This is a genomic window from Thalassobaculum salexigens DSM 19539 (genome assembly GCF_000423805.1).
Taxonomy (GTDB): Bacteria; Pseudomonadota; Alphaproteobacteria; order Thalassobaculales; family Thalassobaculaceae; genus Thalassobaculum; species Thalassobaculum litoreum.
The window spans coordinates 2,231,238-2,244,169 of sequence record NZ_KE384093.1; the positions used below are offsets into that span (position 1 = coordinate 2,231,238).

13 protein-coding genes and 3 tRNA genes are annotated in these 12,932 nt (G+C 65.1%); 2 read left to right on the forward strand and 14 right to left on the reverse strand.

Annotated elements, in window-relative coordinates; translation table 11 throughout:
- Position 1 precedes the first annotated feature (1 nt).
- From G578_RS0114845 to G578_RS0114870, 6 genes are all read right to left on the reverse strand, one after another.
- Complete coding sequence (locus G578_RS0114845) at positions 2-673, reverse strand: complex I 24 kDa subunit family protein (protein ID WP_028794903.1); 672 nt, start codon at positions 671-673, stop codon at positions 2-4.
- Positions 670-1,848 carry an NADH-quinone oxidoreductase subunit D gene (locus G578_RS0114850; protein WP_028794904.1) on the reverse strand — a complete coding sequence of 393 codons (1,179 nt, stop codon included), beginning with the start codon at positions 1,846-1,848 and terminating at the stop codon, positions 670-672. Before G578_RS0114850 ends, G578_RS0114845 begins: the two co-directional genes overlap by 4 nt.
- The gene (locus G578_RS0114855; protein WP_028794905.1) at positions 1,848-2,486 is read right to left on the reverse strand and encodes an NADH-quinone oxidoreductase subunit C; all 639 of its coding nucleotides are present in this window, start codon (positions 2,484-2,486) and stop codon (positions 1,848-1,850) included. The genes G578_RS0114850 and G578_RS0114855 overlap by 1 nt, the downstream gene beginning before the upstream one ends.
- Positions 2,487-2,551: 65 nt before the next feature.
- Entirely contained in the window at positions 2,552-3,091 is a 540-nt protein-coding gene (locus G578_RS0114860; protein WP_028794906.1) for a NuoB/complex I 20 kDa subunit family protein, read from the reverse strand.
- Positions 3,082-3,447: an NADH-quinone oxidoreductase subunit A gene (locus tag G578_RS0114865; RefSeq protein ID WP_028794907.1), complete on the reverse strand. Its 366-nt coding sequence runs from the start codon at positions 3,445-3,447 to the stop codon at positions 3,082-3,084. Before G578_RS0114865 ends, G578_RS0114860 begins: the two co-directional genes overlap by 10 nt.
- Before the next feature lie 226 nt (positions 3,448-3,673).
- A tRNA-Asp gene (locus tag G578_RS0114870) sits at positions 3,674-3,750 on the reverse strand.
- 280 nt (positions 3,751-4,030) lie between these two features.
- On the opposite strand from G578_RS0114870, the gene G578_RS29900 reads away from it, so the two are divergent.
- Positions 4,031-4,456 carry a hypothetical protein gene (locus tag G578_RS29900; RefSeq protein WP_051244819.1) on the forward strand — a complete coding sequence of 142 codons (426 nt, stop codon included), beginning with the start codon at positions 4,031-4,033 and terminating at the stop codon, positions 4,454-4,456.
- A gap of 17 nt (positions 4,457-4,473) precedes the next feature.
- On the forward strand, positions 4,474-5,184 hold the full coding sequence (locus G578_RS26510) for a DUF2161 family putative PD-(D/E)XK-type phosphodiesterase (RefSeq protein ID WP_051244820.1): 711 nt from the start codon (positions 4,474-4,476) through the stop codon (positions 5,182-5,184).
- Between the two features lie 27 nt (positions 5,185-5,211).
- Here G578_RS26510 and G578_RS0114880 read toward each other — a convergent pair.
- From G578_RS0114880 to G578_RS0114915, 8 genes are all read right to left on the reverse strand, one after another.
- Positions 5,212-5,287, reverse strand: a tRNA-Val gene (locus G578_RS0114880).
- A gap of 112 nt (positions 5,288-5,399) precedes the next feature.
- The gene (locus tag G578_RS0114885; protein ID WP_028794908.1) at positions 5,400-5,672 is read right to left on the reverse strand and encodes an HU family DNA-binding protein; all 273 of its coding nucleotides are present in this window, start codon (positions 5,670-5,672) and stop codon (positions 5,400-5,402) included.
- A gap of 239 nt (positions 5,673-5,911) precedes the next feature.
- A complete protein-coding gene (gene lon, locus G578_RS0114890) occupies positions 5,912-8,326 on the reverse strand; it encodes an endopeptidase La (protein WP_028794909.1) in 2,415 nt (804 codons plus the stop codon).
- 129 nt (positions 8,327-8,455) lie between these two features.
- Positions 8,456-9,733, reverse strand: a complete 1,278-nt coding sequence (clpX, locus tag G578_RS0114895; protein WP_028794910.1) for an ATP-dependent Clp protease ATP-binding subunit ClpX — start codon at positions 9,731-9,733, stop codon at positions 8,456-8,458.
- Between the two features lie 164 nt (positions 9,734-9,897).
- Positions 9,898-10,533, reverse strand: a complete 636-nt coding sequence (gene clpP / locus G578_RS0114900; RefSeq protein ID WP_028794911.1) for an ATP-dependent Clp endopeptidase proteolytic subunit ClpP — start codon at positions 10,531-10,533, stop codon at positions 9,898-9,900.
- Between the two features lie 122 nt (positions 10,534-10,655).
- Complete coding sequence (gene tig, locus G578_RS0114905; protein WP_028794912.1) at positions 10,656-12,212, reverse strand: trigger factor; 1,557 nt, start codon at positions 12,210-12,212, stop codon at positions 10,656-10,658.
- 85 nt (positions 12,213-12,297) lie between these two features.
- Positions 12,298-12,382, reverse strand: a tRNA-Leu gene (locus tag G578_RS0114910).
- A gap of 87 nt (positions 12,383-12,469) precedes the next feature.
- Positions 12,470-12,916, reverse strand: coding sequence for a GFA family protein (locus G578_RS0114915; protein WP_211228909.1), 447 nt, complete (start codon positions 12,914-12,916; stop codon positions 12,470-12,472).
- Positions 12,917-12,932 lie beyond the last annotated feature (16 nt).

Below are 12,932 nucleotides of genomic sequence, written 5' to 3' on the forward strand. Positions count from 1 at the left end.
CTCAGTCGTCTCCGCCGGCAGAGGCCTGTTTCTCGGCGAACCAGGGCGGTACCCCGTCGCTGTCCTTCAGCGAGACCAGCGAGGTCGGACCGTCCTTGGACATCGAGCCCTTGCGGCCCAGCATCGAACCGACCTCGGGGGCCTTGCCGGCCTTCAGGTCGTCGATCAGCTTCGCCGTCAGCTCGTAGTCCAGGTCCTCGTAGACATCGTCGTTCACCTGCACGACCGGCGCGTTGGCGCAGACACCGAGGCACTCGACCTCGAGCAGGGTGAACTGACCGTCCGCCGTGGTGGTGTAGTTCTTCGACAGGCCGAGCTTGTCCTTGATGCAGCGCATCACGTCGTCCGACCCGCGCAGCCAGCACGGGGTCGTGGTGCAGGCCTGCAGGAACCACTTCCCCACCGGGGCGAGGTTGAACATCGTGTAGAAGGTCGCGACCTCCATCACCCGGATACGCGGCATGTCCAGCGTGGCGGCGATGGTGTCCATCGCCTTCAGCGGGATCCAGTTGTCGTGCTGGCGCTGGGCCAGGTCGAGCAGCGGGATCACCGCGCTGGCCTGGCGACCGGCGGGGTACTTGGCGACGATCTCCTCGATCGTGGCCTTGCTCTCCGCAGTCCACTCGAAGCTGTCCGGCTGGAGATGGGCCTCGGCGATCGGTTTGGTGCTCATCGGTCGATCTCCCCGAACACGATGTCCAGCGATCCGATGATCGCCACCGTGTCCGCCAGCATGTGTCCGCGTCCCAGGAAGTCCATAGCGGCCAGGAAGGCGAACCCCGGCGCGCGGATCTTGCAGCGATACGGTTTGTTGGATCCGTCGGACATCAGGAACACGCCGAACTCGCCCTTCGGCGCCTCGACCGCCGTGTAGGTCTCGCCGGCGGGGACGTGATAGCCCTCGGTATAGAGCTTGAAGTGGTGGATCAGCGCTTCCATCGAGCGCTTCATCTCGCCGCGTTTCGGCGGCGTCACCTTGCGGTCCAGCGCCTTGACCGGCCCGTCCGGCATCTTCTCGATGGCCTGGTGGATGATCTTCAGCGACTGGCGCATCTCCTCGATGCGGACCAGGTAGCGCGCATAACAGTCGCCGGTCTTGCCGATGGGGATGTCGAAGTCGAAATCCTCGTAGGAATCGTACGGCTGCGCCGTGCGCAGATCCCAGGCCGCCCCCGCCCCGCGCAGCACCGGACCGGAGAAGCCCAGATCCAGGGCCTCGGCGCGGGTCACCACGCCGATATCCACGGTGCGCTGCTTGAAGATCCGGTTGTTGGTCAGCAGGCTTTCAAGGTCGTCGATGAAGGCCGGGAACCTGTCGGCCCAGGCCTTGATGTCCTCCAGCAGGCCGGCCGGAAGATCCTGGTGCACGCCGCCGGGACGGAAATACGCCGCATGCAGACGCGCGCCGGAGGCCCGCTCGTAGAACTCCATGAGCTTCTCGCGCTCCTCGAAGCCCCAGAGCAGCGGCGTCATGGCGCCGACATCGAGCGCGAAGGTGGTGATGTTCAGCAGGTGGTTCAGCAGCCGGCCGATCTCGGCGTAGAGCACGCGGATGTACTGGCCGCGCTTCGGCACCTCCAGCCCCAGCAGCTTCTCGACGGCCAGGGCATAGGCATGCTCCTGGTTCATCGGCGCGACGTAATCGAGCCGGTCGAAATACGGCACCGCCTGAAGGTAGGTCTTGTACTCGATCAGCTTCTCGGTGCCGCGGTGCAGCAGGCCGATATGCGGATCGGCGCGCTCGACCACCTCGCCGTCCATCTCCAGCACCAGGCGCAGCACGCCGTGGGCCGCGGGGTGCTGCGGCCCGAAATTCATGGTGAGCGGTTTGATCTGCGATTCGGCCATCAGCTCGCCGCCTCTTCCTCGGCCTTTTCGTCGCCCGGGAGCAACGACTGCGCGCCTTCCCACGGGCTCAGGAAGTCGAAATTGCGGAACTCCTGGACCAGCTTCACCGGCTCGTACACGACCCGCTTCTGCTCGTCGTCGTAGCGGACCTCGACATAACCGGTCAGTGGGAAGTCCTTGCGCATCGGATGCCCCTCGAACCCGTAGTCGGTGAGGATCCGGCGCAGGTCCGGGTGATCGGCGAAGAAGATGCCGTACATGTCCCAGGCCTCGCGCTCCCACCAGTTGGCGGAATGGAAGACCGCGGTCGCCGACGGCACCGGGGTGTTCTCGTCGGTCGCGGTCTTCAGCCGGACGCGCGTGTTCTGGCTGATCGAAAGCAGGTTGTAGACCACGTCGAACCGGGGCTCGCGCTCCGGATGGTCGACGCCGCACACGTCCATCAGCGCCTTGAACTGGCACTGGGTGTCGTCGCGCAGGAAGGTCAGGACCTTGATGAGGTTGTTGGACGCGCAGCGCAGCGAAAGCTCGCCCTTGCTGATCGCCACCTCGCTCACGTCGCTCCCGAGCTGGGCCTCGATATAGCCCGCCAGCTCCTTGAGCGCGGAAGCCGTCTCATTTGGCGTCGCCGTCTCCATGTCGTCGCTCGCCCCGTCCTCGCTGTTAGCGGCGGCAGCCCGCCGACTTGTCCCAGAACCCGCGATCAGCGGGCGATCGTCGCCGTGCGGCGGATTTTGCGCTGGAGCTGCATCACACCGTACAGCAGCGCCTCGGCCGTCGGCGGACAGCCCGGCACGTAGATGTCGACCGGCACGATCCGGTCGCAGCCGCGCACGACGGAATAGGAATAGTGGTAGTACCCGCCGCCATTGGCGCAGGAGCCCATCGAGATCACCCAGCGCGGCTCGGCCATCTGGTCGTAGACCTTGCGCAGGGCCGGCGCCATCTTGTTGGTCAGCGTGCCGGCGACGATCATCACGTCGGACTGGCGCGGCGACGGCCGGAAGATGATGCCGAAGCGGTCCAGGTCGTAGCGGCTGGCCGCGGTGTGCATCATCTCAACGGCGCAGCAGGCCAGACCGAAGGTCATCGGCCACAGCGACCCGGTGCGGGCCCAGTTGAACAGCTTGTCGGCCTGGGCGACGACGAAACCCTTCTCCTGGAGCTCGTCGCCGACGGCGGACAGGACCGCGTCCTGGTCGGCGCCTGCCGGCACCGGACGGTCGGACTGCATCACTCCCATTCCAGGGCTCCCTTCTTCCACTCGTAGACGAATCCGATCGTCAGCACCCCGAGGAACGCCATCATCGACCAGAAGCCGAACAGCCCGATATCGCCGAGCGAGACCGCCCAGGGGAACAGGAAGGCCACTTCGAGGTCGAAGATGATGAACAGGATGGCGACCAGATAGAACCGCACGTCGAACTGCCGGCGCGAATCATCGAAAGCCTCGAATCCGCACTCATAGGCGGAGAGCTTTTCGGAATCGGGCCGCTGGTGACCGATGACGAACGAGGCCGCCACCATGACAGCGGAAAGTCCGATCGCGATCACCAGGAACACCAGGATAGGCAGGTATTCGGTCAACATGGCGTTCATGGGGAAGTCCCCTTTTATCTCTACGGCTTTAGTGCCGTTTTCCAGCGATCCGAAACCGGGTCCGGTCGCGCACCGCACAATGCGGCGGACTATAGTGCGGTGCAACCCGTTTCGGAAGGCCGTTGGTCGATTTCAGGGCGCGGCCTAAGCGCGCGGAACGGCCGTTCGCGCATGGCGACAGCTCCCCGGGAGGGGAACTTTCCGACGTCGTCGCAATGTCGAAGAGTGGCGGGAGTGACGGGACTCGAACCCGCGGCCTCTGGCGTGACAGGCCAGCGCTCTAACCAACTGAGCTACACCCCCTCCGGGAGACGTCGGGGCGGTTCGAAGGGTGTGCCGCCCGGCGTCGAGGCGCGTGGTGTACTCGCTACCCCGGGGGCTGTCAACAACCCTCGCTGCGCTTTTTTGACGGTTTTTGCGGCCCGGCCATCGGGCCCTGGCGCATCCCAAGGGTTCCTGCCGGTCCGGGCCTCAACGTTCCCCCCGAGCCGCAGGCGCGGCGAGGCCCGCGGGCACGGTCCCCCTTCCCGGCAAAAGGCGCTAAACTGTTAAGGTAGCGTGAAGACGCCCTGGGAGGGCCGCCTTGGACCAGATGAATGCCGGCGACTACGAGCGCCTTCTGAAGCTGATCAACATGCTGGGCAGCGACAGCGACGGCGAGGTTCTGAACGCGACCACGGCGATCAACCGGCTGCTCAACGCCCATGGGCTGGCCTGGAGCGACATCCTGCTGCCCCGCAAGCTGCTGCCGGTGCGCGCCAATGCGCCGGAGGAAGCCGACGCCGCCGCTCCCGTGGATCCGGAGACAGTCGGTCCCCCGCCCCTGGGTCAGGCGACGCCGCAGCAGATGTACGACCTGCTGCTGGCCAGCGGGAATGTCTCGGTCGACGCCAAGCGGGACATCCGCCGGCTCGCCGACGCCATCAAGGGCGGCCGGCTCACCCCCTCGGCCCGGGGCGAGCTGCAGACGATGTACAACTACGCCATCCTGCGCCGCACCCGGATCTGAGCCGGAGGGGCCGGACGGTGAAGGAATCCGATCTCTATCTGCCGGTGAAGCGGTTCCTGGAGGCGCGCGGCTATGAGGTGAAGGCGGAAGTGACGGGCTGCGACGTGGTCGCCCGCCTGCCCGACCCGGACACCCCGCCCCTGGTGGTCGAGTTGAAGACCGCCTTTTCCCTCGACCTGGTCCTGCAAGGAATCAGCCGCCAGCGGCTCAGCGACGACGTCTATCTGGCGGTCCCGGCCCCCGACACACCGGCCAAACGCAAGAACTGGCGCGGCCGCAGGCGGGCCCTGCTGCGGCTCTGCCGCCGCCTGGAACTGGGCCTGATGCTGGTGGACCCCGCCGCCCGGCCGGAGCGCGCCGTGGAGATCGTGGTCGATCCCCGCCCCTACAAGCCGCGGCGCGACCGCAAGGCGCATCACCGGCTGGCCACGGAGTTCTCCAAGCGGGTCGGCGACCCGAACCTGGGCGGGGTGACCCGGCGCACGATCGTCACCGCCTATCGTCAGGATGCGATTCGCTGCGCCGAGGCCCTGGCCTCCGGCCCGCAACCGGTCAAAGCGATTCGCGACACCGCCGGGGTCGCGCGCGCGGCGGCGATCCTGCAGAAGAACCATTACGGCTGGTTCGAGCGGGTATCCCGGGGCACGTACCGGCTCACCGAGCTCGGCATGGCGGCGCACCGCGAACGGGTCGAACGGCTCAAGGCCGCGGAAGACGCCGCAACCTGATCAAGATCCCGAAACTGTCCGGATGGATGGTGGGCGGTGACGGGTTCGAACCGCCGACCTAGCGGGTGTAAACCGCTCGCTCTCCCAGCTGAGCTAACCGCCCCCAAAGAGATAATCCGACTTCGCCCCGACTTTGGCACAGCTCGGGGGCGAGCCGGAAAAGAAAACGCCAGCCTTCCAGGGAAGGCTGGCGCTTAGTACTCCAGGAAACCGTGTTAGTTGACGGCGTCCTTCAGACCCTTGCCCGGCTTGAACTTGGGCAGCTTGGAAGCCGGGATGCTGATCTTTTCACCGGTGCGCGGGTTGCGGCCCTCGCTGGCGGCACGGGCCGCCACGGAGAAAGTACCAAAACCGACAAGACGGACATCCCCGCCGGACTTCAGAACGCCAGTGATGGAGTCGAACACTGCGTCAACAGCCTTGGCCGCGTCGGACTTGGAGAGATCGGCCGCCTCGGCGACCTGAGCAATGAGATCATTCTTGTTCACTTTAGGAGCCCCCCAATGTGGCTGGGTAAATCATAAATGGCGTCGTCTGGGCGACGTTAGCGGCCCAGACTCTATGCCGCTCATTCTGTGTCCGTCAACGTTCGTGAGGACCAGAATTCAAGGTTTTCTGCGGTTTTCGAGCTTGACTTCAAAGCAAGATCATCACTTCACCCCCTGAATGCAACCGGCCGCTGCACTGAGTGAGCGGCCGGAGAAGCATATAGGGAAGTGGAAGGATGTCAGTGCGTTACCACACCTTCGACCCCTTCGGGCTTGGCCGGTTTGGACAGGCTTTCGATGCCCGCCTTGTCCGGATCCAAGGTCGCCGGGTCGATCGGAACCGGCTGCGAAGTCAGGGCGTGCCCGATCACCTCGTCGACCGTCCCCACGGGGATAATCTTCATACCCTTCTTGACGTTATCCGGAATCTCCGCGAGGTCCTTCTCGTTGTCGCGCGGGATCAGGACGGTCTTCAGACCACCGCGCAGGGCGGCCAGAAGCTTCTCCTTCAACCCGCCGATCGGCAGCACCCGACCGCGCAGCGTGATCTCGCCGGTCATCGCCACGTCGCGGCGCACCGGAATGCCGGTCAGCACCGATACGATGGAGGTGACCATGGCCACGCCGGCCGACGGACCGTCCTTCGGGGTCGCCCCTTCCGGAACGTGCACGTGGATGTCGCGGGATTCGATGACCTTGGGCTGGATTCCGAAGGTCAGCGAGCGTGATTTCACGAACGACTCGGCCGCCTGGACCGACTCCTTCATCACATCGCCGAGCTTGCCGGTTGACGTGACCTTGCCCTTGCCCGGGAGGGTCAGCGCCTCGATCGACAGCAGCTCGCCGCCGACCTCGGTCCAGGCCAGACCGGTGGTGACGCCCACCAGGTCGGTCTCCTCGACCTCGCCGTAGCGGTAGCGGCGCACACCGGCGTACTTGTCCAGGTTCTTCGGCGTGACGGCGACCCGCTTCTTGCCGTTCTGCACGATCTCCTTGACCGCCTTGCGGGCCAGGTTGGCCAGCTCGCGCTCCAGGTTCCGCACGCCCGCCTCGCGGGTGTAGTAGCGGATCAGGTCGTACAGGGCTTCGTCGGAGATCGTCCACTCACCCTTGCGCAGGCCGTGATCGGCGATCTGCTTCTCGATCAGGTGGCGGCGGGCGATCTGGACCTTCTCGTCCTCGGTGTAGCCCGAGAGCCGGATGACCTCCATGCGGTCGAGCAGCGGCTGCGGCATCCGCAGCGTGTTCGCCGTGGTCACGAACATCACGTCCGACAGGTCGTAATCGACCTCCAGATAGTGGTCCTGGAAGCTGTTGTTCTGCTCCGGATCGAGCACCTCGAGCAGGGCCGAGGACGGATCGCCCCGGTAGTCCTGGCCGAGCTTGTCGATCTCGTCGAGCAGGAACAGCGGGTTCGAGGTCTTGGCCTTCTTCATGCCCTGGATGACCTTGCCCGGCAGCGCCCCTATGTAGGTGCGCCGGTGGCCGCGGATCTCCGCCTCGTCCCGCACGCCGCCGAGCGACATGCGCACGAAGTTGCGGCCGGTCGCCTTGGCGATCGACTTGCCGAGCGAGGTCTTGCCGACGCCCGGCGGGCCGACCAGACACAGGATCGGGCCCTTCACCTTGCCGACCCGGGCCTGCACGGCGAGATACTCCAGGATCCGTTCCTTGACCTTCTCCAGGCCGTAATGGTCGGCATCGAGCACGACCTCGGCGTGTGAGATGTCCTTCTTCACCTTGGAGCGCTTCTTCCAGGGGATGTTGACCAGCCAGTCGAGGTAGTTGCGAACCACCGTCGCCTCGGCGGACATCGGGCTCATGTTGCGGAGCTTCTTGAACTCCTGCAGCGCCTTGTCCTTGGCCTCCTTGGAGAGCTTCGTCTTGTGGATCTGCTCTTCCAGCTCGGCCAGGTCGTCGCGGCCGTCGTCGGTCTCGCCCAGCTCCTTCTGAATGGCCTTCATCTGCTCATTCAGATAGTACTCGCGCTGGGTCTTCTCCATCTGCCGCTTCACGCGGGTGCGGATGCGCTTCTCCACCTGGAGAACGCCGATCTCGCCTTCCATGAAGCCGTAGACCCGCTCCAGCCGGTCCATCACGCCGGCGCTTTCCAGCAGCTCCTGCTTGTCCGAGATCTTCAGCGCCAGATGCGAGGCGACCGTATCGGCGAGCTTCGCCGGCTCCTCGATCTGGTTAACGGAAACAAGTACTTCCGGCGGGATCTTCTTGTTCAGCTTGATGTACTGCTCGAACTGACCGACCACCGCGCGGGACAGGGCTTCGACTTCCTGTTCGTCGCCGGCATCCTCTTCGATCGTCTCCGCCTCGGCCTCGAAGAAGGCGACGGTGGAGGTGTAGCGGTGGATCTTCGCGCGCTGACCGCCCTCGACCAGCACCTTCACGGTGCCGTCCGGCAGTTTCAGCAGCTGCAACACCGTCCCGATGGTGCCGATGTCGTAGATGTCGCCCGGTGCGGGATCGTCGTCAGCGGCATTGCGCTGAGTTACGAGCAGGATCTTCTTGTCGTCCTGCATGACGTCCTCGAGGGCCCGCACCGACTTGTCGCGCCCCACGAAGAGCGGCACGATCATGTGCGGGAACACCACAATGTCCCGAAGCGGGAGGACGGGATAGACCTCGTTTCCTGCGGTCACGTCAATTGGCCTCGATATAAGCGCCTCCCCCGTGACGAAAATGCGTTGGCGTCACACAGGGCGGGGGATGAACCCTGCGCACGAGGACATTAGGTGGCGCGCGGACCCCCGAGGATCAAGGCTTCTCGGTCACGCGCCCGCGTTTGCATCCTCTCGGCGTTCGCCATGGACGAAGATCGGCTTGGCCCCGGACGCGACGACATCACCGTTGATGATGATCTCCTCGACGTCGTCGGCCCCCGGCAGGTCGTACATCGGATCGAGCAGGATGCTCTCCATGATCGACCGCAGGCCACGGGCACCGGTCTTGCGCTCGATCGCCTTCTTGGCGATGGCCGTCAGGGCGTCCTCGCGGAACTCGAGCTTCACGTCCTCCATCTCGAACAGCCGCTGGTACTGCTTGACCAGGGCGTTCTTCGGCTTGGTGAGGATCTCGATCAGCGCCTCTTCGTCCAGGTCCTCCAGGGTCGCGATGACCGGCAGACGGCCGACGAACTCGGGAATGAGACCGAACTTCAGCAGATCCTCCGGTTCGACCCCGCGCAGGATCTCGCCGGTGCGGCGGTCGTCCGGCGCGCGGACATCGGCGCCGAAGCCGATGGACGAGCCCTTGGAGCGGTTGGAGATGATCTTCTCCAGCCCGGCGAAGGCGCCGCCACAGATGAACAGGATGTTGGTCGTGTCCACCTGCAGGAACTCCTGCTGCGGATGCTTGCGGCCGCCCTGGGGCGGCACGCTGGCGACCGTGCCTTCCATGATCTTCAGCAGCGCCTGCTGCACGCCCTCGCCCGACACGTCGCGGGTGATCGAGGGGTTGTCCGACTTGCGGCTTATCTTGTCGACCTCGTCGATATAGACGATGCCGCGCTGCGCCCGCTCCACGTTGTAGTCGGCGGATTGCAGCAGCTTGAGAATGATGTTCTCGACATCCTCGCCGACATACCCGGCCTCGGTCAGCGTGGTCGCGTCGGCCATCGTGAACGGAACGTCGATGATCCGGGCCAGGGTCTGCGCCAGCAGGGTCTTGCCGCAGCCCGTCGGGCCGATCAGCAGAATGTTGGACTTCGCCAGCTCGACATCGTTGTTCTTCGCCCCGTGGGCCAGCCGCTTGTAGTGGTTATGCACCGCCACCGACAGGATGCGCTTCGCCGTGTATTGGCCGATGACGTAATCGTCCAGTACCGTGCAGATGTCCTGGGGGGTGGGCACGCCGTCGCGGGACTTCACCAGCGTGGTCTTGTGTTCCTCGCGGATGATGTCCATGCACAGCTCGACACACTCGTCGCAGATGAACACCGTCGGGCCCGCGATAAGCTTGCGGACCTCGTGCTGACTCTTTCCGCAGAAGGAGCAGTAGAGGGTGTTCTTGGACTCGCTGGAGCCGCTGCCGCTACCAGATTTGCTCATGGTTCTCGGCCCTGTTTACCTGTTCCATCGGTTCTATGTTAGCCACCCGGCCCGCATAGTCACAATGCGAAATATCCCACGCCATCAGTAAAAAACCCTTTACCGACGGTATACCGCGAGAAACCGGATTCGACTTTTCGGATCGGAAGGACAAACGGGACCCGTCAGTCCGCGCCGTCTTCCACGGGACTCGCGCGCTTCTCGATCACCTCGTCGATGATGCCAAAGCCCTTCGCGGCCTCCGGGGTCATGAAGTTGTCACGCTCCATGGCCTTCTCGATATCGTCCAGTTTCTGGCCCGTGTGCTTCACGTAGATCTCGTTCAGACGCGAACGCACCGACAGGATCTCGCGGGCGTGGATCTCGATATCCGTCGCCTGACCCTGGAAGCCGCCGGACGGCTGATGGACCATGATCCGGGCGTTCGGCAGCGCGTAGCGCTTGCCCGTCGCACCGGCGGTCAGCAGCAGCGAGCCCATGGAGGCCGCCTGGCCGATGCAGACCGTGGACACGTCGGGACGGATGTACTCCATGGTGTCGTACATCGCCAGGCCGGAGGTCACCACGCCGCCCGGCGAGTTGATGTACATGGAGATGTCCTTCGTCGGGTTCTCCGCCTCCAGGAACAGCAGCTGGGCGCAGACCACGCTGGCGACCGCATCGTTCACCGGGCCCATCACGAAGATGATCCGCTCCTTGAGCAGGCGTGAGTAGATATCGTACGCGCGCTCGCCGCGGTTGGTCTGTTCGACCACCATCGGCACCAGGGAGTTCATGTAGATTTCGGCCGGGTTGGCCATAGTGCCTCTTCCTTCGTCCGGTTGGTCGCGGGCTCTTGCCCAGCCCCTTTAACTATCACGCCCCGCTAATATGGGTCGTCGGAAGCGCCGGCACCAGTGCGTCGGTTGCCGGCGCTCTCCACTCAGGCGTCGGAATCCGCCTCGGCGTCGGAATCGTCCGCCTTCTTCTTCGACTTCGACGCCGTCTTGGCCTTCGAGGATGCGGCCTTCGGCTTGGCCGCGGCCTTCTTCTTCGCCGGCTTCTTCTCGGCGTCGTCCGCCTTCTTCGCGGCCTCGTCCTCGGCGTCCGGATCGCGGAACAGTTCCTCGGCGGTCACGGTCTTGTCGGTGACCTTGGCCATCTCGACCACGAAGTCGACGACCTTGTCCTCGAACAGCGGGGCGCGGACCTGGGCCAGGGCCTGCGGGTTCTTCTGGTAGTAGTCGAAGACGAACCGCTCCTGCCCCGGGAATCGGGCGGCCTGCTCCTGGATCGCGCGGGAGACTTCCTCGTCGGTCACCTGGATGTTGTTCTGGCGGCCGACCTCGGAGAGCAGCAGGCCCAGGCGCACGCGGCGCTCGGCGATGCCGCGGTACTCGGCGCGGTCCTCCTCGCTGAGCTTCTTCTCGTCGGCGTCGTGGCCGGCGTCGTGATCATGCGCGTGATCGTGGTCATGCCCGTGGTCATGATCATGGTCGTGGTCATGATCGTGATCATGGCCCGCTTCGCCCTCGGAATGGTGGACGACCTGGTGGACGATGCCCTTGTACTCCTCCTCCACCATCTTCGGCGGCACCTCGAAGGAGTGCTTATCGGCCAGGATGTCGAGGAGCTGACGCTTCATGCGGGTGCGCGTGGCGGTCAGGTACTCGCCCTTCATCTGCTCGCCGATCGCCTCTTTCAGGGCGTCCAGCGAGTCCAGGCCGAAGCGCTGGGCGAAGGCGTCGTCGATCTCGACCGGCTTCGGCTCGCGGATCTCCTTCAGCGTGACGTCGAACACGGCCTCCTTACCGGCCAGGTGCGAGGCCTGGTAGTCCTCCGGGAAGCTGACGGTGACCGCCTTCTCGTCGCCGGCATTCGCGCCGACGAGCTGTTCCTCGAAGCCCGGAATGAAGGTGTTGGAGCCGAGTTCCAGGTGGTGGTCCTGGGCGGCACCGCCGTCGAACGGCTCGCCGTCGATCTTGCCGACGAAGTCGATGACCACGACGTCGCCATTGGCGGCCGGGCGGGCCTCCTCGATCGGCGCCGACTCCTTCTGACCCTCGGACATGCGCTTCAGCGCGTCGTTGATGTCGTCGTCGCTCGGCTCGGCGACCACCCGCTCCAGCTCCAGGGTGGAGAAATCGACGGTCTCGATCTCCGGCATCAGCTCGACCGAGAGCTTGTACTCCAGGTCCTTGCCCTTCTCGTAGGAGGTGATCTCCACGTTCGGCTGGGAGGCCGGACGCAGGTCACGCTCGTCCAGGGCGCGCTGGGAGCTCTCGTTGACCGACTTCTCGATCACCTCGCCGAGCAGCGAGTCGCCGTAGCGCTGACGCAGCAGTGCCGGCGGCACCTTGCCCGGACGGAAGCCGGGCATGTTCACCTGCGGCGCGAGCTCGACCAGACGGCCGTTCAGCTCGGCGTCCAGGTCCGCGGCCGGAATGGTGATGGTGAATTCGCGCGTCAGTCCCTCGTTGAGGGTTTCGTTCACTTGCATAAGGAAAAATCCCGCTCGAACAGGGCCATTTTCGTGGCGTGGGCCAGTGTGTCTCTTCCCCGCCGGGCCGCGCGTCCTGGCCGCATGGTGCGGGTGGAGGGACTTGAACCCCCATGGCTTGCGCCACTGGAACCTAAATCCAGCGTGTCTACCAATTCCACCACACCCGCGCCGGGCAAACGCGCCCACATTGGGGACGCGCACTGCTATATGACGGCGGGGGCGGCGTCAACCGTGCCCGGGTAACCGCCGCGCGCCTAGCCGCCCTGTTCGGCCGGCATGTCCGGGCCGCCGGCGACCGCATGGCCGCGATATCGGGGCAGATCGTCGGTGATGGTGTACCAGGGCGCCTTGGAGGCGACGAAGATGTGCCTGTCCGGACGGATCGAGGGCGCGTCGGTCAGCGTGCCCATGGCGACATGCACCCAGGCGCCGTCGCGCACGATCGAAAACAACAGGGAGCCGCAGGTCCGGCAGTGGACGTCGCCCGCCTGTCCCGCACCGTCGGTATCGCCGTAGACCATGACCATCGCCGTGCCGCCGACCAGGCGCAACCGCTCGCGCTCGATCCCGGCGAAGGGCTTGAAGGCCGAACCTGTCGCCCGCCGGCAATCGCCGCAGTGGCAGTTGGCGGCGTAGGAAAAACCATCGGCGACCAGATAGCGGACCGCTCCGCACAGACACTGGCCAGACAGGTCCCTCACCGCGCCCACCCGCCGC

What these genes read in the sequence shown, in the direction of transcription:
- G578_RS0114845 (WP_028794903.1), bottom strand. Translation starts at nt 673, where the DNA reads ATGAGCACCAAACCGATCGCCGAGGCCCATCTCCAGCCGGACAGCTTC.
- G578_RS0114850 (WP_028794904.1), bottom strand. Translation starts at nt 1,848, where the DNA reads ATGGCCGAATCGCAGATCAAACCGCTCACCATGAATTTCGGGCCGCAG.
- G578_RS0114855 (WP_028794905.1), bottom strand. Translation starts at nt 2,486, where the DNA reads ATGGAGACGGCGACGCCAAATGAGACGGCTTCCGCGCTCAAGGAGCTG.
- G578_RS0114860 (WP_028794906.1), bottom strand. Translation starts at nt 3,091, where the DNA reads ATGGGAGTGATGCAGTCCGACCGTCCGGTGCCGGCAGGCGCCGACCAG.
- G578_RS0114865 (WP_028794907.1), bottom strand. Translation starts at nt 3,447, where the DNA reads ATGAACGCCATGTTGACCGAATACCTGCCTATCCTGGTGTTCCTGGTG.
- clpX (WP_028794910.1), bottom strand. Translation starts at nt 9,733, where the DNA reads ATGAGCAAATCTGGTAGCGGCAGCGGCTCCAGCGAGTCCAAGAACACC.
- clpP (WP_028794911.1), bottom strand. Translation starts at nt 10,533, where the DNA reads ATGGCCAACCCGGCCGAAATCTACATGAACTCCCTGGTGCCGATGGTG.
- tig (WP_028794912.1), bottom strand. Translation starts at nt 12,212, where the DNA reads ATGCAAGTGAACGAAACCCTCAACGAGGGACTGACGCGCGAATTCACC.